The following is a 26,226-nucleotide window of genomic DNA, read 5'->3' as shown; positions in this document are numbered from 1 at the left end:
AACTATTGCTAAAAAACTGAATACTGATTACTTGAGGCTAAATTTTTCCAAAAACCAAACAAACTGGTGCGCACAACTCAATCTTTTTTCCAGTATCCGTTAGGCTTCCTGTAGTTTTATCAATTTTAAAAATCACAATAGTGTTTGAATAGTGATGCCCAACTAATAAAAAATTTCCGGTTGGATCAATTGCAAAATTTCGTGGTCCTTTCCCCAAAGAACTCGTTTGCCCTTTGGACTCTAATTTTCCGTTTTTTAATACTTTAAAAATCGAAATCGTATTGGCTTCGCCTCTATTCGATGCGTATAAAAATTTTCCATCTGGCGAAAAATGTAGGTCGGCTGAGCTGAAAGTTCCTTTATAATCTTTGGCTAAAATGGTGGTTTCATCAATCTTTTTTAAAACTCCTTTAGCGTAGCTAAAAACCGTTAATCCTCCATTTAATTCCTGTAAAACATATACAAATTTACCATTTTTACTAAACGTCAAATGTCTTGGTCCACTTCCTGCAGTTACTGAAATAGTGCCTTTTAGTTTCAGAACATCCTTTTCGCCACTTGCATTATAGCTGTATACATAAACTTTATCATTCCCCAGATCATTTGCTAAAACAAATTTTTTGTCTGGCGAAAAATAAACCATGTGCACATGAGGACTTTCTTGTCTTTGTGTATTAATGCTTTTACCAAAATGCTGAATTACTTGTTTGGCTTCGGTTAAAGTTCCGTCATTTTTTTTTCCAAAAACCGAAATATTTCCACCAGAATAATTAGCCACAATCACATTTTTATCATCGTTAATGATGTAACAAGGATTAGCACCTTGAGAACTTTGCTTGTTTAGAAGGCTTAATTTTCCGCTGTTTGCATTAAATTCAAACGAGCCAACACTACTTTGATCGCCATTTTCATATACCGCATAAATAAATGTATTGTCATTAGAAAGTGTCAAATAACTTGGATTCACAATGCTTTCTGAAATGTTTTTTAATTTGAAATCCCCTGAATTTATATCAAAATTATATACATAAATTCCTTTGCTGTCACAGCTATTAGTGTAGGTTCCAACTATTAAATTGATGTTGTTTTCTTGTGCTTGCACGGTTGTAAAAATTGAAATTATAAATAGAAAAGCGAACGATTTTTTCATAATGATACCTTTTATTGAAAAGCTAAAATACACAATAATTCTACAATAATTGGCTTCTATTTCTCTCTTTGAAAAATTATAACAACTTCATCAAAAACTGTATACAAATTTGTACTTTTGACCCAAATTAAAATCAGAATGCACTTCAAACATCCCGAAATTTTATACTTTCTATTCCTATTGATTGTTCCAATTTTGGTTCACCTGTTTCAATTGCGAAGATTCAAAAAGGAATATTTTACTAATGTTAGGTTTCTAAAAGAACTTTCCATTCAAACCAGAAAGAGCTCGAAAATCAAGAAATGGTTGCTTCTCGCCACTCGAATATTATTGCTTACGTGTATCATTTTCGCTTTTGCACAGCCTTATTTTGATGCAAAAGACAGCAAAAATGCTAACAACGAAATGTATATCGTTCTGGACAATTCCTTTAGCATGCAAGCCAAAGGCAAACAAGGCGAATTGCTCAAACGTGCGGTGCAAGAATTACTCGAAGCAACTCCAGAAAAAAGTACTTTTTCCTTATTGACAAACTCCGAAAACTATTGGAATACTGATATAAAATCAATTCGAACCGAATTGCAAAATCTAAAATACAGCGCTGCACCATTTGAATTAGACCAAGTGCTAAACAAGATAAATGCACGTCAATCAGTTGCTAAAAAAGATATTATTATCATTACAGATGCGGTTGGTATAACTCCAAAACAACTAGAAAATAGCGACAAAACAGCCTCTACTTATTTTATAGTCCCAAAAGCAGAACAAAAAAATAACATCTCGATTGATAGTGTTTTCATACAACAAACTTTGGATGATTTTTATCAAATAAATATTGCTTTAACTGGTTATGGCAGTAATTTTAAACCTGTTTCGATGGCGTTATACAACCAAAATAAACTCATTGCCAAGACGATTGTAGCGTTTGATAACAACAAAAAAAACGTACTTTTTACAATTCCTAAAAAGGAGTTTCATGGCTACGTTTCAATTGTTGACCCAGGATTAGCTTATGACAATATTTTATTTTTCAGTATTTCGAAGGATAAAAAAAACAACATTTTGAGCATTGGCGAAGCAGAAAAAAATAACTTTTTATCTCGTATATTTACTAACGATGAGTTCAATTACAGTAATTTTGCATTACAGTCATTAGACTACAATAGTTTAGAAAAACAAGATGCCATTGTCCTGAATGAATTGAACGAAATCCCACAAGCATTGCAAACTACTTTGAAATCATTTGTTGCCAAAGGTGGTAATTTAATTGTAATCCCTTCAGCTTTGAGCTCGATTGAAACAATTAATACTTTTTTGAACACTTTTGGAAACATCCAATTCAAATCACTAGAAAACAAAGAAAAACGAATTACCAAAATCAATTTCGATCATCCTTTATTTAGTGGTGTTTTCGAAAACAAAATTACGAATTTTCAATATCCAAAAACCAACAAATCTTTCGCCATCACAAGTGAGAGTTCAGCGATATTGTCATTTGAAGACCAGTATGCTTTTTTAACTTCGTTGCAAAATACGGTTGGGTCTGTTTTTGTTTTTTCGGCACCAATAAATGGCGAAAATTCAAATTTTCAGCAATCGCCTTTGATTGTTCCTGTTTTTTATAAAATGGCTTTACAAAACCAAAATACAGGCGTCAATGCCTTTACAATTGGCACCACCAATCCCTATTTTGTAAATGTTTTATTATCTAAAGACGCTATTTTAAATGTAAAAAATACAGCTGAAGATTTTATTCCAATTCAGCAAATTTTGAGTACAAAAGTCAAAATGACATTCAACGATTATCCCGAACAAGCAGGAAATTTTAGTATTTATAACAAGACAGAATGGGTAGAAAACTTAAGTTTTAACTACAATCGAACTGAAAGTAATTTAGTTCAAGCCAATGAAAATATACTTTCGAACTATAAAATTTTGGATTCAATTGCTACTGTTTTCGATACTTTACAAACTGATAGGACTGATAATCAAATTTGGAAATGGTTTGTTATATTTGCATTGCTTTTTCTGGTAACCGAAATGGCAATTATACGATTCGTAAAGTAAAAACGAAATTCAAATAATTAAATAATTATTATGAACACAATCATCCGAGACGCAAAAATTATCGACCCGAAAAGTGCATTTCACAACAATATTGTAGATATTTTAATTATTGATGGAATCATTAAAAAAATAGGAACTTCACTTCAAAATTCTGAAAATGCAACCGAAGTGAAACTCGATAACTTACACCTTTCACAAGGTTGGTTTGACTCGAGTGTTTCGCTTGGCGAACCCGGTTTTGAAGACCGAGAAACCATTGCAAACGGACTAACAGTTGCTGCCAAAAGTGGTTTTACCGCCATCGCGCTCCAACCCAACTCCTACCCGATTATTGACAATCAATCTCAAGTGAATTTTGTGAAAAATAAAGCTTTTGGTTGTGCTACGGAGCTTTTCCCGATTGCTGCTTTGACCAAGCAAAGTGAAGGAAAAGACATGGCAGAATTGTTTGATATGAAAAATGCGGGTGCATTAGCTTTTGGAGATTATAACAAAAGTTTAGACAATGCTAATTTACTAAAAATAGCTTTGCAATACGTTCAGGATTTTGATGGATTAGTGATTGCTTTCTCCCAAGACGAAAAAATAAAAGGTAATGGTGTTGCTAATGAAGGTATTGTTTCGACGCGTTTGGGACTCAAAGGAATTCCAAATCTAGCCGAAGAATTGCAAATCTCTAGAAACTTATTTCTACTAGAATATACTGGTGGAAAATTACACATTCCAACTATTTCTACTGCAAAATCAGTGCAATTAATTAGAGAAGCAAAATCCAAAAGATTGCAGGTTACTTGTAGTGTTGCAATACACCATTTGGTTTTGACCGATGAAAAACTCGATGGTTTTGATACACGATTTAAAGTTGCTCCACCTTTGCGAACCGAAACCGATAGAAAAGCCTTGATTGAAGGAGTTCTCGAAGGAACAATTGACATGATTACATCAGACCATAATCCGATTGATATAGAACATAAAAAAATGGAATTTGATGGAGCCAAAAATGGAACCATCGGGCTAGAAAGCGCTTTTGGTACTTTGATGACCGTGTTACCAATGGAAATTATCATCGAAAAATTAACCGCAGGAAAAGCTACTTTTGGAGTACAAACAAACCCAATCGAAGCAGGACAAAAAGCAAGTTTTACGCTTTTTAGTCCCGAAGGTAAAAATGTTTTTACAAAAGAAAACATTTTATCCAAATCAAAAAACTCCGCTTTTCTGGGAGTAGAAATGAAAGGAAAAGTGTATGGAATTTATAATCAAGGGAAGTTAGTTTTAGGCTAAAAATTTAAACACAAGGTGCACAAAGAGGGCACAAAGAACACTAATATTAAATAAAAAACACTTTGTGAACTTCGTGAAAAAAACTTAGTGACCTTTGTGGTTAAATAAAAATGGAAAACAACACCATCGAAGCTGGAAAAACAGCCGCAATTACAAGTTACATATTAGGAATTGGAGTATTTATAGCGATGTCTATGAACTCGGAAGACAAGAATGAATTTGCCAGTTTTCATATTCGTCAAGGATTAGGAATAACACTCACTTTTATATCATTGGGATTAATCATAAGCAATTTTGACAGCTTGATGATTTCTGCTCCCATGTGGATTTTTGTCTCTGTTTTGTGGTCTTATGGAATTTTTAGTGCCATAAAAGGCGAGACAAAACCCATACCGTTATTGGGAATTTATTTCCAAAAATGGCTGAAAAGTATTTCGTAAAAGCACACTGAAAAATTTACAAATCAATAATAAAATTTAAACCATATAAGGAATTTAAGGTCATTTAAGTTTGGCTTTTATGAAACTATATCCCTTTTGTGGTTAACCAAATTAACGTTTTTTAAGGTTTTTCTTGATTTAACCTGTTGGGTGTAATTATTTAAAACGTCAGTTCGAGTGTTTTTTTTGCAATAAAACGGAACAAAAAATGTATCGAGAACCGTTTTTATTAAAGCAAGTAAAACTTATAAATAAATTTCAAGATTCGATACTGAATATTTTAAAACCAAACTCTGATTACTTTAAAATGAATTTATCTTTAGAATATAAAATACAAGAGCCCAAAGTTATTCTTGACAAAAACCCACTTTTACTTTTACTTCACGGTTATGGTAGCTACGAAGACGATTTATTTTCGTTTGCGACTGAATTGCCTGACAATTATTATATCATTTCGGCTCGAGCACCGTACAACATGCAATTCGGGAGTTATGCATGGTATGCGATAAATTTTGATGCCGATCAAAATAAATTTTCGGATCACGAGCAAGCTAGAGAATCTAGAGATTTAATTTCAACTTTTATAGATGAATTGGTTGCTAATTATCCTATTGATGCTTCAAAAGTTTCTTTAATTGGTTTTAGTCAAGGTGCAATTTTGGGTTATGCAGTAGCACTTTCGTATCCTGAAAAAATTGACAAAGTAGTAGCTATGAGTGGCTATTTGAATTTAGAAATTGCTACTAAAGATTACCTGAAAAACAATTTGACAAAACTCAAAATATTTGCATCTCACGGAACTGTAGATCAAGTAATTCCTGTTGACTGGGCAAGAAAAACACCCGCAATTTTAGAGAATCTTGGCATTGCAATTACCTATAAAGAATACCCAATAGGTCATGGCGTTTCACCACAAAATTTTTATGATTTCAAGAATTGGCTGGTAGAAAATTAGTGTTTTGTATTGAGTTATTTTTGATACAGCAAAGACTGATTCACTTCGAAAGTGATGCTTTCATCATCGTTTACAAAATACTTCAATAACACTTCGCCCCAATATTCACCATCACTAAAATCTGCAATAATCCAACGATGGTTTAAGATTTTTACTTTGTTGATTACAAATTTATTCGCTCCAATTTGGTCTTGACCAACGTATGGATTCCCTTTTGGGTAGGAATTAAAATCCAATAATTTTTCGGTAACCACTGGAATTAATTTTTCGATTTGAATGGTCTTTGTTGCCGTTTCTGGATTAAAATAATCTTGAGCATTTTCGTTTTTTTCCAATGAAAAATAATTGGCATCAACCAGTTTAGTTTTAACTAAATTCAAACTATCTCTTAATTTTGTAGTAACTTTTTTGAATTTATCTTGTTCGAATTTTACTTCCTTGCTCAAAAACATATACGTAAAAACAGTAAAAAGCATGCTGAGAATAAAGAGATAAAGCAATAATGATTTTTTCATTTTATAGTTTAATTATAGTGTGATTTCTAAATTGTCATACGCCAAAAAAACGTTTTCTGGAAGCTTTTGTTGTACTTCCGAATGAAAACCTAAAACATGACTAATATGAGTAAGATACACCTTTTCGGGCTGTATCAAAGTTATAAAATCTAATGCTTCCTGCAAATTAAAATGAGAATGATGCGGTGCTTCGCGTAAAGCATTTACAACGAGTACTTTTAGATTTTTTAATTTTATAATTTCACTTTCTTCGATTGTTTTTACATCTGTCAAATAAGCAAAATCATCAATTCTATAACCAAAAACCTGAAGGTTTCCATGCATAACATTAATGGGAATTGCAGTTTTATTTCCAATTGCAAACGACTGATTATTGACAACCTCAACTATCTTGACAGCTGGAGCACCAGGATATTTATTAACGGTTTCAAAAACGTATTCAAAACGTTTTTTTAGGTTTTCAATAACTCTTTGATGGGCAAATATAGGAATCTCGCCTTGTTTAAAATTAAACGGCCTAATATCATCAATGCCAGCAGTGTGATCAGAATGTTCATGAGTAAATAAAACTCCATCCACTTTTTGGCAATTTGACGTAAGCATTTGTTGTCTAAAATCTGGCCCGCAATCAATTACAAAAGAGTGATTTTCCCACGAAATCCAAACCGAAACTCGCAACCGTTTGTCTCTCGAATCGGTGCTTTTATTTACTAAATGGTTGCTCCCAATTACAGGTATTCCTTGTGAGGTTCCAGTGCCTAAAAAATATACTTTCAATGTTTATTATTTTTATTTACAAAAATAGGATTAATTCTCTTTCTTTAGAAACCAATTTAATTAACTTTGTAATAAATAAGCACTATTTATATAAAAAATGGATACCGAAATTAAATTAAAAGGTGACAAAGTCATCGCACAAATTCCTTCAACCAAAGACAAGGCACTTCGTATCAATTTGAATGACAATATTTACGGAACTTTTGCAGAAATTGGTGCTGGACAAGAAACTGTAAGACATTTTTTTAGATCTGGTGGTTCATCTGGAACTATTGCAAAAGCGATGTCTGCTTACGACAAAGATTTTAGTGATGCCATTTATGGTGTTGAAGAAGACGGTCGATATGTTACCGAAAGTCGTCTTAAAAAAATGCTAACCTTTGAAAATGAACTAATTGAAAAACGATTAAGTCGAAAAAAACATCCAAATAAAATGTTTTTTAGTTATGCAAATACTGTTGCAACTATTGACTTTGCTAAGCAATATAAAGGACACGGTTGGGTTGGTGTTCGTTATCAAATAGAACCTGAAGAAGAATATAACGAAATCATAATTCACATTCGTTTTAAAGAAACTGATGTTCGATTGCAACAAGAAACGCTAGGAATACTGGGAGTAAATTTAATATATGGTGCCTATTATAAATACAATGACCCTAAAAAATTATTGCGCTATTTATACGATCATCTAGACAAAGATCAATTAGAAATAGACACTATCAATTTTTCTGGACCTCGATTTGCAGATGTAGACAACCGTTTAATGAGTTTACAACTTGTAAAAAACGGAATGACCGATGCCGTTATGTTTGATCCAGAAGGTAAAAATATATTGCCCGCTGCACTATTGTATAAAAAAAATATTCTTGCCCTTAGAGGAAGTTTTCGTCCTGTGACCAAAGTAAATATGGACATGTACGAGAAATCATTAGAGATGTTTCTTGATGAAAATAAGGTAGATAAAGAAAACACACTGGTTGTTTTTGAAATCACTTTGTCCAACTTAAGATCTGATGGCGAAATAGACGAAAGAGATTTTATGGATCGTGCAGAATTACTTTGTTCCCTTGGACAAACTGTAATGATTTCGAACTTTCAAGAATATTACAAAGTAGTGGAGTATTTTGCTAATTATACCAAAGCCAGAATGGGACTTGCAATGGGTGTCAATAATTTAGTTGATATTTTTGACGAAAAATACTACCGCCATTTAAGTGGGGGAATTCTTGAAGCTTTTGGGAAATTATTTTATAGAGATATGAAAGTGTTTTTGTATCCAATGATAGACGAGAATGGAGAAGTCATTACTTCTGAAACCTTAAAAGTACATCCTCGAATGAAAGAGCTTTACAAATTTTTTAAATTCAATGGAAAAGTGGTTGATATAAAGGATTATGATCCAGAAATTCTAGAAGTGTTCTCTCGTGAAGTTCTCAAAATGATTAGCAACGGAAAACCGGGTTGGGAAACCATGTTGCCCAAAGGTATTGCCGAAATTATTAAAGAAAGTCATCTTTTTGGATATGATCCTAATAAAGTTTTGTTGTCCGCCAAGTAAATCATGTAATACCTGATTAAGTCAAGAAACTAGATATTTCAAGTCGAGTTTCTTGACTTTTTTTTATACTAAAATTTGTGCTGCGTGAACTTTTGTTTTTACTTCCGAAATTACGGTTTCGATAATTCCGTTTTCGTCAATTACGAATGTGGTTCTGTGAATACCATCATATTCTTTTCCCATGAACTTTTTTGGTCCCCAAACCCCGAAAGCTTGAATTACAGATTTGTCTTCGTCTGCTAATAATGGGAACGGAAAATCGTATTTTTCTTTGAATTTGGCTTGTGCCTTTTGACCATCGGCACTTACACCTAAAAGTGCATAGTTATTTGCTTGAAAACGCTCAAAATTGTCTCTTAAATCACAGGCTTCGGCGGTGCAACCTGGCGTGTTTGCTTTTGGATAAAAGAAAACTACTAATTTTTTGCCTTTATAATCTTCTAGTTTGTGCGGGTTTCCGTCTTGGTCAATTCCAGAAAAGCTCGGAGCTTTATCGCCTTTTTTTAATGTTGTCATTTTTTATTTTAGATTTTAGAGTACAGTATAGAGAATATAGAGTACAGATTTTAGAATTAAAGTTTGACATTGGTATTGACATTAAAATTGCTATTGACAATGCCATTGAAATTGCTTTTCTTTACGATTCAAATTTAGTAAAAAATGACCAAACAAGAACGGGTAACATTTGTTATAAATACGTTAAAAGAATTGTATCCTACGATTCCTATTCCGCTGGATCACAAAGATTCGTATACACTTTTGATAGCAGTTTTACTCTCGGCTCAATGCACTGATGTTCGAGTGAATAAAATTACGCCTTTGTTGTTTGCCAAAGCGGATAATCCGTATGATATGATAAAAATGAGTGTCGATGAGATAAAGCAAATTATACGTCCTTGTGGTTTATCGCCAATGAAATCGAAAGGAATTCATGGTTTATCCCATATTTTGATTGATAAACACGGTGGCGAAGTGCCGCAAAGTTTTGAATATCTGGAAGAATTACCCGCAGTGGGACACAAAACGGCAAGTGTTGTTATGTCTCAAGCTTTTGGCGTACCTGCATTTCCGGTAGATACACACATTCATAGATTAATGTTTCGATGGAATTTATCTAATGGAAAAAATGTGGTTCAGACTGAAAAGGATGCAAAACGAATTTTTCCGGAGGCAATCTGGAATGATTTACACTTACAAATGATCTGGTACGGAAGGGAATATTCGCCTGCTCGAGGTTGGGATTTAGAGAAAGATATTATCACTAAAACCGTAGGAAGAAAAACGGTTTTGAAAACTAGCCCAAAAAAAACATCCCGATGAATACCGGGATGTTTTCTTAATTAGCTATAATTTCGAAACTTATATTATTTACTTTTATTATGCTCAACGCTTTTGAGTAATTTAATAAAAAAGAAACGGTTTCTTTTTTGGGTTTCATTGTAATGTTAACTAATTTTTTTTTAGAGTAAATTTTTGCCATAAAGTAATAAAATTTGTTTTTGTTTCTATTACAACGCAAAACATTACTTTATAGTATTAATTTGTTAAAATAATTTGATGCTTGTCGATTATTTTTCTCATGTTCATAAGTGCGTAACGCATTCTTCCTAGAGCGGTATTGATGCTAACTCCTGTAGACTCTGAAATTTCTTTGAAACTCATGTCTTGATACATTCGCATTATCAAAACTTCTTTTTGATCAGCTGGAAGTTCTTCGATGAGTTTTCTTAAATCTGTTTCTACTTGATTTTGAATAATTTTATTTTCTATAGTGGGAGAATTATCAGACATAATTGAAAAAATTGAAAACTCTTCTGTTTCTCTAAACATCGGCATTTTTTTGTTTTTTCTGTAATGATCAATAATTAAATTGTGTGCAATTCGCATAACCCAAGGTAAAAATTTACCTTCTTCGTTGTAGGAATTTGATTTTAAAGTTTTAATAACTTTAATAAAAGTGTCTTGAAAAATATCATTCGAAATATCTCTATCTGTCAATTTAGAGTATATAAAACCGAAGATTTTAGATTGATGTCTATTGATTAATATTGTCAAAGCGTTCTCGTCGCCAGCAATATAATTGTGAACCAATAGTGAGTCAGGTAGTTGTAAATTAGCCATAATTATACTTTTAGATGTTTATAAAATTTGGAGCAATTTTCTAAAAAGTAAATTTATTGTATAGGCTAATTTTTTTATGATTATTAAGTCCTCAAATTTAACAAAAAATTATTTTAAGAAACAAGTAAAAAGCAAGAAAAGTTGCTTTTAAATGTTAAAATTTGTTAATAAAGCGGATTTGTGTACTATTAAATACAAATAAAAACATACGAAAAGAAGCTGGGGATAGTAAACATAATGGCGGTAAAATAGATCCTTTGCTTCTTTTCTAGTTTTTTTATTTAATTATAATTTAAATTTTATACTAATCGAGGTGTGAGATAAACATCGACCTGTTTAATACTATTTGTTCTTTCAAAAATAGATTTACTATGTTGTTCGCTTATTGAAAGTCCGTCTGATACAGTTGTTGTTCCGTTTGTAGTGGTTATTTTAATTTCATTTTTGTTAGAAATATGATATACGAATGGTACTTGACAAAAAGTAAATACTAATTCATTTGCGTTTAAACTAATAGTTTCTTCTCGATTTTGAATTGTAACATAGTCAAATTTATTTGGAGAGGATAGAAACTCTGAGTTTCGTAATAATCCCGGGTTAAAAACAATTTTTCCGTGTTCAACAATAACTCCCAATTCCCCAAAACGAGAAATGATATCTTCTTTAACTTGACCTGTCATTCCGGGCTGTTTTGCTCCACTGTTTCCTGGTGTGTGCGAATAAGCATCAGTTGGGAAAGCACCAAATAATTCTGGTGATTTATTAAATCCTATTCCAGCTCTTACATCATAATAATGCTGAACTAATCTGCCTAGTTGTACTTGGTCAGTTGTGTTTTGTAATGCCAAGAAATAGTTTTCGTTGATGGCTAATAATAATTTAGAAACCATGTGCCAGTAAATACAACCTAATCCTTCAAAACCGTAGAATGTTCCTGAACGACCTGTGAATGATTGATGATCAAATACTTCTTCAAATACATCGAGAATTTGTTGTCTCTCTTTTTGAATCAAATCTTGATGAATTTTTAGACCTTGCATGCCTAAATTTAAATCAGCTGCGTTTCTAAAATTACTATTAAAATGATACACTCCATCAACGTCTTTGTAGATTATATCGCTATTATTTTCTGAAATAAGTTGTGTAAGTAATTTACTGTTTTCAACTAAATTTGCTGGTATATTATTTTTCTCCGTAAAACGAGGAAGTTGTCGGTCTGGATATAGCATATAACTGTATTGATCCCTACGGAACATAGCACTCCACTTTAAAGCATCCAGAACATCATTTACTTCTTCAGCGTTCAAAACACAAGCACTTAAAATGGCAACTTGGCCTTCTAACATTTCATAAAGATGACGAATAGACACGCTGTTTTCTTTAAATGAAATTAGATTATAAGAATGATATAAATTATCCTCGCGCTTATTTTTTCTAATCGAATGGTCAAAATGTTTGATTGTTAATTCAAAAAAGCCAATAAGATCTGAAACTTTAATCGTTTTTTTAGTCCCTGAGAATCCTTTTCCATAAATTTTTTCACGGTAATCGCTTCCGGTGTAACCTAAAACATCTGCTATTAATCGTCTGTTAGAATCTGAAATATCATTGCTCAATAAATCTTCGTATTGTTCGAAAATTTTATAAACAGAATTAAAAAACACTGCTATTTCCTCTGAAATTTCAATTGACTCTGTTGCTGTTTCTTTAAATAATTCAAGACAGAAAGACTGTAATCGACGGATGTGGTATAATGTTACCATCGAAACACCGTTTCCAACTAAAGCATTATTTGCATCATTCCATTCTGGTCTTTGAGTGTTTAGCCAAATTCCTGCTTCGGGAATAAAATTAGAGAGTTTAGCCAGCAACATGGCTAATAATTTTTCGGTAAAATTTACATGCAGCACATTTCCGCTAGCGTCCAAAATAAGTTTACCATCGCTACCTAAAGTTTTAACTCGATTTAACGCTATTTTCTCTGCTTCAAAATCAAACTCAATGGTATCAAAAGGATTCTTTACTAAATCAGCATAAGGTTTAATCCTGTATGGAACATTTGCATAAGCAAAAATGGTGGATGTTAGCATATTGCTTAAAGCACCGGGATGATATTTTTTGGATATTTCTAAAAATTTTTGCAAATATATAATTTGGTGATCGCCCCAATAGCCAATGTTTGCCCAAGGATCATGTGGATCAGGTGATTCCCAATCGATTCCGTCTCTTGTGATGCGATATGGATTATAACCATCTGCAGTTGATGCGTTTAAAAACTTGCAAATCATTCCTTCGATATAGGATGGATAGGATAATCCTAGCGCTTCCCAGTTTTGAAATATGTCTCTCCAGTTTCCTTGATAATTCAGGTTTTTGGATCCGTCTTCTTTTTTCATTTCAATAGCGAATTGATTCCACGGACGAGATGGATCTCCGTGTCTTCTACTAAATGCTAAGGGTAAGTATTCATATATTAAACGAATTAATTGGTCGTTTTTATGACTTGCTACTTTTTTTAGTAAAGCAGCATAATCTTCAATCTCATTAAGATTTTGAAGAAAAGTAAGATTGTTTTTATAGACCGTACTATTTGCACCTTGAATAAATTCTAGCAAATCTTTTTTACCAATAGTATAATTATCGTCAAAAATACCACCACGCATTACATTGAACAACACATTTGATAAATGGCGATTCACACCCAATTTATCTTGTGTGAGTTGCAAACCATCAGCAGAAGCGAGTATTTTGACTAAATCTCTGGTACATTCGTTCACATCATTTTGAAGCTGTTGAACTCTATCTTTGTTATCGTGTATAAAATGTTTTAAAGTAGCAACATACCCTGCATTTTTATTAATATCAGCTACAATATGCCATTCTTTTTTTTGATTGGATGCAAGTTCAATTTCAGCGTTTATAAAATAGGCACCACGTGTGGCTCGTTTATCATTCTCTTCTTCGACTGGTAGCCCTTTTTTAAAGTTTTTTATTTGATTTGATGATAATAATATTTTAGCATTCTCTAATCCATCGGACCAAACCACATTTGAAATCAATGCTTCACTTGGTTCTGCTTTGTCTACAATTACAGAACTCAACATGTATAATCCAATATTTGTGTTGGTAACCAATTCGCATTTTTTGTAAGCATCAACTAAATTGCTGTAGGATAATTGTAAAGCACTGTCAATTCCTGCTGGCAAAATATTTTGAATACCATCTAGAATTGAAACTTTAGCATTCGTATTGAGATGATTTGTTAGAGTTGATTTTTTTATAAATCCAAATTTTTCACTGTTCATCCATTTATACGAAAAAGTAAAACCTAAATCTTCGTTTATTTCTTCAAACAAAATTTTATTTCCATAAATACTTTTGTAAATGTTACGTTGTATTTTATAAATCCCGGAATAATTATCCGAAAAGGGTTCCCATAGAAAAGTTTGATTCTCTTTTTGAACTAGTAAAACTGTTTTACTACCAGAATATTCAGATAAATCTTGGATTTTATCTACCGTATAATAAGGGAATAAAGCGTTGTCTGGATTTTTTCTGCCTGCAGATAATGCACCATTGCTGGAGATAAACAACCAATGGTCTGAATTACTGACGATAGTCATGAAGAAAGGATCCATCTTGTCGTAGTATGCTATTTTGTAAAATGATTCACCATCAAAATCTACAAATTCACCTGTAATAGTATTATTTTCGTTGTCTAATTTACAATTTCCAAGTAGAATTTCATTTTTCATAATAATAGGTATTAATGTGTTGTGTACTATATTTTTGTGTAGTTATTTATAATTTTAAACAATTTTATTTTACTAAAAGGGTTTCCAATTCTTCTAATGATTTTCCTTTTGTTTCAGGCAATAATTTTATAATTAAAAGAAGTCCAAAAAAAGCAAAAAGTCCAAATATCAGAAAAGTCAATGTGGTTCCTAATGTTGCTAATTCCCATGGGAAAACCAATTGAACCAAGAAGCTCACCGCAGAATTTATAAACCCCACAAACGAAATAGCTACACCTCGAATTCTATTAGGAAAAAGTTCAGAAAATAACACCCACATTACTGGTCCAAGAGAAATTGCAAATGAAGCTACAAAACCTAAAATACAAAAAAGGATTACTGTTGAATTCATGGTAATTGAAGCTGTTATTAACTCTGATTCATATTTATTGGCAACTGATGGGCTCAAAATTTGGGTTAATGCATTTTTAAATTCGGTATCGGATTCAAAGGTTTTATCAATTAAAGTATTGAGTTGTCCATTATTTAATTCTGTTGGCAACTTAACAATTGATTCGTCAGTTAAGGTATATGTTGCTGCATTAAAACTATAGGCCAAAACTAACATACTGAGTGCAATACCACTTACACCAATAACCAATAAAGGTTTTCTTCCTAACTTATCAATTAAAACCATCGCAACAATGGTAAATACTACATTGATAATTCCAACTAAAATAGCTTGAATAAAAGACGCATCAGTACCAATTCCGGATTGTTCAAAAATCATTGGAGCATAGAAAAAAACACAATTAATTCCAACAATTTGTTGTAATATAGCGATACCTATTCCTATAGTCATTACCAATTTCATTGATGGAGCAAACAACTCATTGAGGGATATTTTTTCTTTTGGCGCGGAATCTAGTTTAATGCTTTCCTTGATTTCTTTAACCATTTTTTCGGCACTAACTTCGTCTCCAATTGTTTCCATTACATCAAATGCTTCATCATGCCTTCCTTTCATAATTAACCATCTTGGGCTTTGAGGAACAAAAAATAAAAAGATATAATAGAATATCGCGGGTACAAATTCAATACCCAACATCCATCGCCAATTGTATTCTCTGATTTTTAAAATATCAACCCAAGCTGCATCTGAACCAGCTAAAGACACAATGAGATAATTTGTAAAAAAAGCAACTGAAAGCCCTATTACAATATTCAATTGATTGAAAGAAACCATTTTTCCTCGTTTGGCTGCTGGAGCTATTTCGGCAATGTACATTGGAGCAATTATAAGTGAAATTCCCACTCCAATTCCCGCTAACATTCGAGCCAATACTAAAATAAAAAAAGTGGGTGCAACAGCTGATAAAATTGCTGAAAAAGCATACAATAAAGCCGAATATTTTAAAACTATAATCCGACCATGTTTATCACTAATAGGTCCTGCAAACATCATGGCTACTGTTGCGGACAAAGATAATGAAGCTACTGCCCAACCCAATTCAATTTTTGAAAGTTGAAATTCAGGTTCAATAAATTTAATAACTCCAGAAATAACAGAGGCATCAAAACCCATTAAAAAACCTCCCATAGCAACTACTAGAGCGATAAGTGTAACTGAACTTTTTTTAGTTTGCATTGCTATTTAGAAAATTGATAAAAAGTTATTTTTTAATTTAATTGTATTTCGTTTTGAGCAAGTACTATTTTTTAATAATTTTTACGTTTTGTATTCCGTATGAATTTTTTACATTTAAAAAATATATTCCGGATTTAAAATCACTCATGTCTAATATATAAGAGGATTTTACTGTTAATTCAACTAATTTTCGTCCTAATAAATCAGTCAAAATAATCTGGTTTTGGTCGTCTAACAACTGCAAATTTAACTTGTTTTCTACAGGATTAGGATAATAGTGTTGTTTCAATTCAGAGGAAGTTTCTAATCCTAATGAACAACTACTGCCAACTACATAAGAAAAATATTTAGTAACAGACAATCCATTGGCATAAGCAAACTTAACAGCGTAATTAATAGTAGAATTTAGAGTTTGTCCTGTAATCGTTTGTGTGAAAATTTGCCCTGAAACTGGCGTCATTTGTGTTTCGGATAAATTGGATTGTTTACGTAATAAAGCAATTAAACCAGCTTTGATGTCTAACAATTCGAAAGTAATTTTAACACTCGTTCCAATGGTCTCAAAAGCATATTTATAACCCAATGAGAAAGATCCTTCCTGAGCCTGAGTATCAGTTCCGGAACATTCCAGTTTTGCTAAAGTTGTTGCGTTAAGAACGATAGCGTTGTTCAAAGCAGGGTTTCCGGAAGCATCTGCTGCTGTAACATTAAAAGTATAATTTGTAACGGGTGATAAATTTGAGATAATTAAGGATTTTTGTACTCCTGAAGGACTGAATGCAGCACTCGTTCCCGTTCCATAATCAACATTATAGGACACATTGCCAGAATTATCAGTACCATTCAACAACAATTCAATAGATGATCCTGTTATAGCTCCCACAACAGCTGTAAAGTTTGTTGGCGCTTGAGTGTCGACTGTAGTATTTTGAAATACTCTTACATAATCGATTACCATCGAGGTTTGTGTAAAATTAGTTCCAATTGGTCCTGCAATACCACCCATTGCAATGTTTAATAAAATATATTGTTCTGTGTTAAATGGCCAAGTATTGGTGTCTTTTACGGTGGGATTGTAGGTATAATAAACAACACCGTCGAGTAGAAATGAAATTTGGTTTGGCGACCAATTCATAGAATAAATATGATAATTATTTGATATATCATTACCTACCACAACACCACCAATATTTGTTGTATTTCCAAAAGAAGAAGGAGTATGTAAGGCACTTTGAATATAATTATCCGGTTGAGAGCGAGTAATTCCGTGCTCCATAATATCAATTTCGCCACAAGCTGGCCAATTTACAGTTCCGTAAAGCGCATCAAAAAAGCCTCCATCTTCATTCACATTTTTGGCTAACATCCATATTGCAGGCCATGTTCCTGCATCTTTTGGAAGTTTTGCACGAACATCTACTCGACCATATTTAAAAGCAAACTTCGAGTTTAATCTGGGTGCAGTATACTCTTTGGTTACTGCTTGATCCGTAAAATTTTCCTTTTTTGCAACTAAATTTAATAAACCTGCATCTACAAAGGAGTTTGTTAATTGGTTGGTATAATGTTGTACTTCGTTGTTAAACCAATTTCCTCCTGCTGGTAATTGCGTTTGATGAAACCAATTCGTTGAATTAACAGCACCATTAGTATTGAACTCATCGGACCAAACTAAATCATTGTAAACTACATCGACTTGTGCAAAAGTAAATTGACAAACTAAAAAAAAGGAAAACAGTATTTGAAGTAATGTATTTTTTTTCATGAAATATATTTGTATTCTATTAAAACTAGTGTAATAGTTGTGATTAATTTAAAAGTAAAATTTAACAGAAATGCATTTTTATAAAATCATTTGACGCTCCATAACTAATTTTGGAGTTCTATCTATTTTAAAAAGTCCCCAGTGTTTTTCTGGTTCCAAAGGTTCATTGGATCCTTTCCACGATTCGTCAAATGCTTCGAATACAAAAGTTAAAATCCCATCATTATCGGTCCAATTGACTAAATCATTATAATAAATTTCTTGATTTTCTTCGCTCACATTATGTGATTCAATACCTCTACCATTTGAGTTAGTTACCCAACCAGCTTCGGTGATTATGACTGGTTTATTAGGATACATGTTGGCAACTGCAAAGTAATTTTCTTTGGTATAATTTAAGGCTTCATGAATATTTTTATATTCCCAAACGGGATAAGTGTGAATCGAAATAAAATCAACCTCGTCTACTAATGGTTTGAGTTTACTTAACCAAGGAACATAGTTTTCGCAAAAAGTTACGGGTTGTTTTGCCTGTTTTTTAATCAACTTTACATACGCGATTACACTAGAAACTGATACATAATGATCCGTCCAATCTACGCAAGCTTCATTACCCGCAGAAAGTGTACAAATTATTTTTGGATACTTATTTGCTAATCCAATAAGTTTTCTTATTTGATTTAAATTTTGAATACCGTTTTCGTTTAGCTCTTGTTCTGTATAAATTTTGCCTCCCCAAGGGCAACCAAAATTATTCATCTCAGCTATAATATATGCTCCAAGCATAACTTGAAAGGGCAATTTTTCTTGCTCAATTACTTTAAGAACTAGTTCTGCATGAGGATCGCAATCGTACAAGCGGAGATAGCTCCAATTGTTTTCGAGTAAAAGCAAATCTTCTTTTATTTGTTCATACGAAGGTACAATTCCTCCTGGTTGTTGACCGTCACGAAAACCAGAATAACAAATGGCGTGTCCTGGAGATAAGTTTAATGCTTTAAAGCTGTTCATTATATTTTTAATTTTTCATTCTTATCCCAAATACCCCAATAAGCTCCAACTTCACCTTCGGCACCAACTTTCCAAGATTCATCAAAAGAGGAAAAATAGAAGATATCGATATCTTCTTGCTGTGACCAAAGTTGTGTATTTATAAAATATTTTAGGGCATTTTCTTTGGATGGGTGTGCATCTTTAAAACTTTCACCTTGACTTGGCCAACCCGTTTCGGTGATGATTACTTTTTTACCATTCCCGGCATGCAATGCCTGATGGTACATACTTTTCATGTGTGCTAGAGAATACTCCAAATTGCACCCTTCCCAATACGGATAACAGTTAGTTAAAATTAGATCACAAGCTTGGGTTATTCTTGGTTTTATAGTAAATTCATAATAGGCATCAACATAACCTACAGGAATTGTATTTGGAATTGCGTTTCTTACTCTTTCGATAAATTCTAAAAGTTCGTCTTCGGTTAAATCTTTGCGATACATTACTTCGTTTCCTACAGCTGCTATATCTACTAAACCTTCATTAGAAAGTTTTATCAATCCTTCAATTTCTCTTTCATTTATTTCTGGATCATCTCCAAGCCATGCTCCGACTAATGTTTTGATGCCATACTCTTTTGCGATTAAGGGAATAAATTCGTTGCCTTCAGTACATGAAAATGAGCGTACCCATTTAGTATATGGAGCAATAATTTTCATTCTTCGTCGCACTTGTTCTTCGGTAATAATATCGCCGGGCTTTTGCCCGTCTTCGTATAGACTAAAACAAAGTCCGTGCATTCCGCTGTTTAAAACTTCATTTGAAATTTTTAATAATTCCTCTGGGGTTTTGGTTGTAAAATCTAACCCGTTTGTATGCACTGACTCTTTACTATAATCAAATCCTGAATGTGGTAGTGTATGTTCTTTTCTAAATGACATGGTTTCTTTTGTTTAAAATTTTAATTTTTCATTTTTATCCCAAATACCCCATCCTGCACCAACTTCGCCTTCTTGTTTTGCTTTCCAAGATTCGTCAAAAGATGAAAAGTAGAATACTTCAATATTTTTATTTTTTGCCCATTCTTGAACAGAAATAAAATATTTCATAGCATTTAATTTAGAAGGTGCTGCTGCTTGAACATTATCTCCTTTACTTGGCCAACCTGTTTCGGTAATTATTACTTTTTTGTTATTGCCTATTTTTTGTGTAAAATCAAACATTCGATCTAAATAAGTTAGCGCATAGGCATTATCCGCACCTTCCCAGAAAGGATAACAATTTGCTAAAATAACATCGCAAGCTTCGACTAATGCAGGTCGATCTAAATATTGATAGTAGGCATCAACATATCCCACAGGAATAGATTCCGGCAATGCTTCTCTCACTCTTTTAATATATTGTAATAATTCATGTTCAGAAATTTCTTCACGATGCAACACTTCATTACCTATGGCTGCAATGTCAACTAAACCGGCTTTTGCCAAAGTTATAAGGGATTGAATTTCATTTTCATTTCTTTCTCTATCATCGCTTATCCATGCTCCAACTAAAGTTTTTAATCCTTTTTGGCGAGCAATTTCTGGTATCAATTCATTTCCTTCGGTACAAGAGAATGAACGTATCCATTTAGCATGTGGAGTAATTATATCGAGTCGTCTTCGAATTTGATTTTCTGATAATATATCGCCTGCATCTTGTCCTTCGACATAAGGGCTAAAACATAAACCGTGTAACCCATTATTTAAAATCTCTGAAAATTGAGTGCTGATTTCAGATTCGCTTTTTGAACTTAAATCATTACCAATTATGGAATTTAAAGTACTTCCACTTTTTTCTAAAGAAAGTAATTTTCCAGAAAGATAGGCCGAGGATTGTTTTTTACCTTGGCGCTTTCTTTTGTCGATAAGATCTCTTACTTCTAATGCTTTCGCTTCATCAATATCATAATCTTTCATTACCCAAATAGCGGTTAAAGTACCCAGAATTGGAATTCCAACAAAGAAAATCCGTAACCAGAACATGCTTTCATCTGTTTGTGAACTTGCATTGGATTGAAAACTAACCAAAGATAGAATTAAACCACTTAATAATCCTGCCACTGCAGTTCCAAATTTTACCATCCACCAATAAATAGCACCTAAACTGCCTTCTCTTCTTTTGCCAGTATTTAATTCATCTATATCAATCACATCAGATGTCATTGACATCATTAAGGTAAACAGACTACCTATACCAAATGAAAAGAAAGGGAGCGCAAAGAGAAACAAATAAGGTTTTCCAGGAACAAAAAGTAAAAAAAGCAAAATGTAACCTACTATTGAAATGCCTTGAGAAAGTAAAAATGCTTTCTTTTTTCCCACTACTTTAGACATTCTTGCAACAATAGGAATTACCACAATTGTGGTAATAATAGCTCCTACACATCCAAATAATGTGGGCCATAATCCAAACCCATCTTCATTTCCTTTGAACAAGTAATATTTGATAATGAAATAAGAAAATCCAGCTGTTGTTTGAAAAGCATTAAAAATTAAGAATGTTGCAATACAAATTTTTCTGAAAGGCTTGATTTCTATTGAAGCTTTTAATCCTTCTTTAATTTCTCCAAAACTACCTAGTATTCCTTTAAAATCAATTGGGCTATAGTTTTCGTTTAGGGTAGATTTACTGGGAATAAAAAATGCAGGAATAGCCGCTAAAATGGAGCAGCCAATAGCCACATACACGGACAAAGTTCTAACCGCTACATCACTAGAAGAAAACAATGATTGATCAGCCATTAATACCCAAAACCAAGGTGCAACTACCCAAGCTAATTGACCAATAAGCTGAGAAGTAGCCATAATATTGGTTCGCTCGTGAAAATCATCACTCATTTCGTAGCCCATCGCAACGTAAGGAATGCTAAATATGGTAAGACCCGAATAAAAAATCAAAGAAATAAGTAAAAAGTACCAAAAATTGTAAGTAACACCATTTTCAACATACAATTGCCACATTAATGCAAATGAAATTCCTAAAATAATAGCACCTACTAATACATATTGTCTCCTTCTGCCCCATTTTGATTTTGTATTATCACTTACATATCCCATTATAAGATCAAATAAAGCATCATAAAACTTTGGAATAAAGTAGGTTAATCCAAGTAGCAATCCACTAAATCCAAGTTTTTCTACTAATACAACTGTAAAAATTCCAATCATAGCTGGAAACATTTGGTTGGCTAACATTCCTAATCCAAAAGCGATTTTTTGACTCATTGGAACCATTCCTTTTGGGTTTGAATTATTATTTATCATGATTTATTGGTTTTTGGTTAGTTTATAGTTAATTATTTAATATCCACTGTTTGCAATTTTGCGGCATAAATGGAAATGGTTTTTGGTTGTTGTTTAATTAATTTTCTAAAATATATTTCTGTTATTTTGATGATTATTGCTAATGATGACCTACCATTTCATTTTCTCTTGGAATTACTAAAACGGTTTTCATCAATTCATTTTTATTACCCTTGAATGATTTGATTATGGGTTTTCCATTTCTTGTTAGTCCTTTAAAATCATTTGCATCTACATTATCCCATAATGCATATTTTGCTTCTCCATTTAAATTTATTAATCCAAAATGATTTTCTGAACCTAATTTATTTTGAGAATCCTTCCATTGCTCATCAAATGCCTCAAAATAAAAACACGAGATTTTATTTTTATTCGACCATTCACGCATCAATTTATAATAAGTTCCTTCTTTATATTCGTCAGCAGCTCTTGAAACCTTTGGACCATAATGACCATCCGAAATACTTGCCCAACCCGTTTCACCTATATGAATGGGTTTTTGAACTCCCAAACTTTTCATATAATTTGCTACACTATCGTATTGAGACACTGCAAATTCTCTAGCACGTAGCATACCTGCATCAATTTTATGCAAATCTGAAAAATTTACTTCATTATCCGGAACTACCCAAAAAGCTGGATTATAATAGGTATTATGCATGGGATAAGTATGCATTGATATGTAGTCTACCGCTTTTATTAAATTTTCCAAATCTGGAGTATGATAACTAGCATCACCTCCACCCCAAGATGAAAAGTCGTCAGAACTTGTTATCCACAAATCGGAAGGTAATTTGCCTGATTTTTTTAAATCTTGTAAATGATTTACCCATTTTAAAATTACGCTAGGTTGTACATAATAACTTGCTGCCCATTTTACCATAGCTTCATTTCCCACTGCAATAATTTTTACAATATCTGGGTATTTATTGGCTAAAATTACAGCTTTTGCTATTTCTATTTCATTTGCTTGGCTTTCAATATCATGATCGGGAGCTTTGTCTGTCCAAGCATTTTTGCAATCAATCCAAGCACCGAGCATGACATACATTTCAAAATTTGGAGTTTCTTTTTTTAGTTCAGTAATTGCTTGCAATAAATTATTTACCTCTAGTAAATGCACATTATAAGTACGCAAAATTTTTATTCCCATAGCCGAGACTATTTTCATATCTTCCTTAATTTCGGCTACAGTAGGTACAATATCTCTTGTGTTTTCACGATAACCACCATAGGATATTGCTAAATAGTTTGGATTCCCTAATATTTCTTTAGCTGTACTATCATTTGATATATTTGAATTCATGAATTTGTTACCACAAGATAAAAAGGTTACTAATACTAAAAGGTTTAAGCTTATTATTTTAAACATTAATTCAAAATTTAATATTTATTAATCTCTGTTTTTTGTTCAAATATTTTTCGATACCCTAAAAAATTTAATTTCTAATTCTCAAAAAAAGTACGGACAAATTGTAGGTTGTCCGTACAAATAATTTTAAAAACTATGTTTTTATAACTCTCTAAGTTAATGCCTTATTGATATACTTTTACATAATCAATTGTCATTTTTTGAGGAAAAGATGTTGTACTGTTGGGATTTCCTCCAAAACTTCCACCTACAGCTACATTTAAAATTAAAAAGAATGGATTGTCATAAACCCATGGTCCTTTGGTTTCAACTTCGGCTTTAGTAATTCTCTTGAACAAGTAATTATCAACAAAAAAATCTATTTTATTTTCATCCCATTCTACAGCAAAAATGTGAAAAGAGGTATCAAAACGATTATCGATTAAAGTATAATTATATAAAATGGGATTTGCACCTGAATAACCCGGACCATGTAAGGCACTACTCATAGTACTGGGTTTTTGACCTCGCAATTCCATAATGTCAATTTCGCCACACAACGGCCATGTTACGGTATCTATATCGCTTCCAAGCATCCAGAAAGCAGGCCATAATCCTTGACCGTAAGGTGTTTTGATACGTGCTTCAAAACGACCGTATTTTTGATCTAATTTCCCTTTTGTTTTAATTCTTGCAGAGGTGTAACCAGAACCTTGAAAACTTTCTTTGATTGCTGTGATTACTAAATTACCATTTCCGTCTTTAGAAATATTCTCTGGTCTGTTAGTATAATATTGCAACTCTAGATTTCCCCATCCATTATTACCTGTTCCAAGATCATAAACCCATTTTGTTGCATCTGGAAGCGTTCCTGCAACGCCATCAAAATTATCTTCCCAAACCAGTGTATTGTATTTTAAGTCCACTTTTTGTCCATCATGAGAATCACAACCAATAAATGATAGGACTATAATTGACACTAATGTTATTTTGTATAAAGCTATTTTTTTCATTTGTAACTGTTTTAAATTTAAATCCACAATTGGATTAATTTTGGAATTAAATATTTATTAAATAAATTATTTCTATTTTGTTGAAAATCTAATTTTTATAGAAATAGATATTATCTGCATAAAAATTAGGAATATTAGAACCCTCTAAAATTATTTGTCCAAGACGAGCTCTACTAGTTAAACCAGAAAAGCTAGTAAAAGGAATATTTAGACTGATCCAATTTTGAGAAACTAAAATTGGGCTTGTGTAAGTTAATGTATGACTAGAATCATCACCGCCACCATCAGCTCCGTTTGCTCCAAAATCTACTACTCTGATTTTAAAATTTGCACCAGGAGCTACTGTTCCAGGAATATATAAATCAAAATGTAAATGCGTCAAAGTTGTAGCATTAACTGTAGGCTGACCAAACTGTATTCCTACAAAATTAAAATTAGTGTAGTTTAAAACCGCATCGCCATTTGAAATAAAATCAGCAGATTTAGTGGTTTGATAAGGTTCCCAATACCCGTTATAAAATTGTACAGGCGCATTTGCATACGCATTACTAAAAATAGATATAACATTTGCTGCTGGTCTTACGGGTTGTGCAGGAGCTGCTGTAAAATTTCCTAAAGATTGAATTGTAATATTCCCTTTTGCGAGTACTCCACCTATCGAACCTGTAATAATAGCTGTTCCTGCTCCTACTGTACTCACAAGTCCTTGTGCGTCAACTGTTGCTACAGCTACATTTGATGATGCAAAACTGAAATAATTAGGTGATGTAGTAACTATTTGATTCGTTCCGTTTAATAAGTTGTATGTTGTTGTTAAACCGGCAACATTCAAAGAAACCCCATTGAATGATGTTACTGTTGTATTTAAACCATTATTTATTGCTGGCTGAGCATAGGCTAATGTTCCTAAAGTTTCAAACTTTACTTCATCAACCCAAAAACTAAATCCATTACCGTTTTCTGGCCCTGCAGAGATATAAAACAATCCTTTTTCAGTTTTTAATTTTGACGCATCTGGTATTGGAATAATATATTTTTTCCAAACGGTGCTCAATTTTAAATTATTTAAGGATGCTGGATATTTATTTGCTCCTAAGTCGATTCCAAAACCTATTACGCCTACAGTTGCAGCTACAGAACTTTTTGCCCAAAAAGTTAAGGCATTATAGCTCGAAAGATCTCTACCAACACCTGTGAAAAATGCACCTCCAGCATAAGCACCAGCAGGATCATTTGCATTGGGCACATCAAAACGCATCGATGCATTGGTATTATTATAAGTTACTTCATTATCTACTTGAAAAGCAAATATATCTGTACCGCTAAAGGCGGCAAAATTTAATCCACCACTGAATGTATCTATAAATACATTTGGATCTTTTGACGCTTTTACGTCTTGTAAATCGGAATCGTCATTTTGACAGCCTAAAATGAGTAGTAAACCCAAAAGGACAAAACCTGTTTTTTTTGATTTAAAAATTAAGTGTGTTTTCATTTTTTTTTATTTAATA

20 protein-coding genes are annotated in these 26,226 nt (G+C 32.6%); 6 read left to right on the top strand and 14 right to left on the bottom strand.

Annotated elements, in window-relative coordinates:
* Positions 1-37: 37 nt before the first annotated feature.
* Positions 38-1,150, bottom strand: coding sequence for a lactonase family protein (locus RMO53_RS10330; RefSeq protein ID WP_310380302.1), 1,113 nt, complete (start codon positions 1,148-1,150; stop codon positions 38-40).
* Between the two features lie 138 nt (positions 1,151-1,288).
* Here RMO53_RS10330 and RMO53_RS10325 point away from each other — a divergent pair, with 138 nt between their 5' ends.
* From RMO53_RS10325 to RMO53_RS10310, 4 genes are all read left to right on the top strand, one after another.
* A complete protein-coding gene (locus RMO53_RS10325; RefSeq protein ID WP_310380300.1) occupies positions 1,289-3,217 on the top strand; it encodes a BatA and WFA domain-containing protein in 1,929 nt (642 codons plus the stop codon).
* A gap of 30 nt (positions 3,218-3,247) precedes the next feature.
* Positions 3,248-4,501 carry a dihydroorotase gene (locus RMO53_RS10320; protein WP_310380298.1) on the top strand — a complete coding sequence of 418 codons (1,254 nt, stop codon included), beginning with the start codon at positions 3,248-3,250 and terminating at the stop codon, positions 4,499-4,501.
* A gap of 110 nt (positions 4,502-4,611) precedes the next feature.
* The gene (locus tag RMO53_RS10315; RefSeq protein ID WP_310380296.1) at positions 4,612-4,941 is read left to right on the top strand and encodes a hypothetical protein; all 330 of its coding nucleotides are present in this window, start codon (positions 4,612-4,614) and stop codon (positions 4,939-4,941) included.
* A 307-nt stretch (positions 4,942-5,248) separates the two neighbouring features.
* Positions 5,249-5,896, top strand: a complete 648-nt coding sequence (locus RMO53_RS10310) for an alpha/beta hydrolase-fold protein (protein WP_310380294.1) — start codon at positions 5,249-5,251, stop codon at positions 5,894-5,896.
* Between the two features lie 14 nt (positions 5,897-5,910).
* On the opposite strand, the gene RMO53_RS10305 is transcribed toward RMO53_RS10310, so the two are convergent.
* Together RMO53_RS10305 and RMO53_RS10300 are read right to left on the bottom strand one after the other, a co-directional pair.
* Positions 5,911-6,411 (bottom strand): hypothetical protein, encoded by a 501-nt coding sequence (locus RMO53_RS10305; RefSeq protein ID WP_310380291.1) that lies wholly within the window; start codon positions 6,409-6,411, stop codon positions 5,911-5,913.
* 12 nt (positions 6,412-6,423) lie between these two features.
* Positions 6,424-7,188 carry an MBL fold metallo-hydrolase gene (locus RMO53_RS10300; RefSeq protein ID WP_310380290.1) on the bottom strand — a complete coding sequence of 255 codons (765 nt, stop codon included), beginning with the start codon at positions 7,186-7,188 and terminating at the stop codon, positions 6,424-6,426.
* 97 nt (positions 7,189-7,285) lie between these two features.
* On the opposite strand from RMO53_RS10300, the gene RMO53_RS10295 reads away from it, so the two are divergent.
* The gene (locus tag RMO53_RS10295; RefSeq protein ID WP_310380288.1) at positions 7,286-8,746 is read left to right on the top strand and encodes a TonB-dependent receptor; all 1,461 of its coding nucleotides are present in this window, start codon (positions 7,286-7,288) and stop codon (positions 8,744-8,746) included.
* 63 nt (positions 8,747-8,809) lie between these two features.
* Here RMO53_RS10295 and bcp read toward each other — a convergent pair whose 3' ends face one another.
* A complete protein-coding gene (gene bcp, locus RMO53_RS10290) occupies positions 8,810-9,262 on the bottom strand; it encodes a thioredoxin-dependent thiol peroxidase (RefSeq protein ID WP_310380286.1) in 453 nt (150 codons plus the stop codon).
* Positions 9,263-9,406: 144 nt separating this feature from the next.
* Here bcp and nth point away from each other — a divergent pair, with 144 nt between their 5' ends.
* Positions 9,407-10,066, top strand: coding sequence for an endonuclease III (gene nth, locus RMO53_RS10285; protein WP_310380283.1), 660 nt, complete (start codon positions 9,407-9,409; stop codon positions 10,064-10,066).
* Positions 10,067-10,282: 216 nt separating this feature from the next.
* Here the strand turns inward: nth and RMO53_RS10280 are convergent, their stop codons facing one another.
* From RMO53_RS10280 to RMO53_RS10235, 10 genes are all read right to left on the bottom strand, one after another.
* Entirely contained in the window at positions 10,283-10,867 is a 585-nt protein-coding gene (locus RMO53_RS10280; RefSeq protein WP_310380281.1) for a sigma-70 family RNA polymerase sigma factor, read from the bottom strand.
* A gap of 299 nt (positions 10,868-11,166) precedes the next feature.
* Complete coding sequence (locus tag RMO53_RS10275) at positions 11,167-14,622, bottom strand: hypothetical protein (RefSeq protein WP_310380280.1); 3,456 nt, start codon at positions 14,620-14,622, stop codon at positions 11,167-11,169.
* A 64-nt stretch (positions 14,623-14,686) separates the two neighbouring features.
* Positions 14,687-16,249, bottom strand: a complete 1,563-nt coding sequence (locus RMO53_RS10270; RefSeq protein ID WP_310380278.1) for a sugar porter family MFS transporter — start codon at positions 16,247-16,249, stop codon at positions 14,687-14,689.
* A 64-nt stretch (positions 16,250-16,313) separates the two neighbouring features.
* The gene (locus RMO53_RS10265) at positions 16,314-18,014 is read right to left on the bottom strand and encodes a family 16 glycosylhydrolase (protein WP_310380276.1); all 1,701 of its coding nucleotides are present in this window, start codon (positions 18,012-18,014) and stop codon (positions 16,314-16,316) included.
* Positions 18,015-18,092: 78 nt separating this feature from the next.
* Positions 18,093-19,025, bottom strand: coding sequence for a glycosyl hydrolase family 17 protein (locus RMO53_RS10260; protein ID WP_310380272.1), 933 nt, complete (start codon positions 19,023-19,025; stop codon positions 18,093-18,095).
* Complete coding sequence (locus RMO53_RS10255) at positions 19,025-19,948, bottom strand: glycosyl hydrolase family 17 protein (RefSeq protein WP_310380270.1); 924 nt, start codon at positions 19,946-19,948, stop codon at positions 19,025-19,027. Before RMO53_RS10255 ends, RMO53_RS10260 begins: the two co-directional genes overlap by 1 nt.
* Positions 19,949-19,960: 12 nt before the next feature.
* Positions 19,961-22,312, bottom strand: coding sequence for an MFS transporter (locus tag RMO53_RS10250; protein WP_310380268.1), 2,352 nt, complete (start codon positions 22,310-22,312; stop codon positions 19,961-19,963).
* A 139-nt stretch (positions 22,313-22,451) separates the two neighbouring features.
* Entirely contained in the window at positions 22,452-23,657 is a 1,206-nt protein-coding gene (locus RMO53_RS10245) for a glycosyl hydrolase family 17 protein (RefSeq protein ID WP_310380266.1), read from the bottom strand.
* A 230-nt stretch (positions 23,658-23,887) separates the two neighbouring features.
* Positions 23,888-24,715 (bottom strand): glycoside hydrolase family 16 protein, encoded by an 828-nt coding sequence (locus tag RMO53_RS10240; RefSeq protein ID WP_310380264.1) that lies wholly within the window; start codon positions 24,713-24,715, stop codon positions 23,888-23,890.
* An 88-nt stretch (positions 24,716-24,803) separates the two neighbouring features.
* Positions 24,804-26,210 (bottom strand): glycosyl hydrolase family 16, encoded by a 1,407-nt coding sequence (locus RMO53_RS10235; RefSeq protein WP_310380262.1) that lies wholly within the window; start codon positions 26,208-26,210, stop codon positions 24,804-24,806.
* Between the last annotated feature and the right edge of the window lie 16 nt (positions 26,211-26,226).

The sequence above is a fragment of the Flavobacterium sp. genome (assembly GCF_031409475.1).
Taxonomy (GTDB): domain Bacteria; phylum Bacteroidota; class Bacteroidia; order Flavobacteriales; family Flavobacteriaceae; genus Flavobacterium.
Note: the sequence above shows the minus strand (reverse complement) of the source record. Positions and strands in the feature narration are given on the sequence as shown.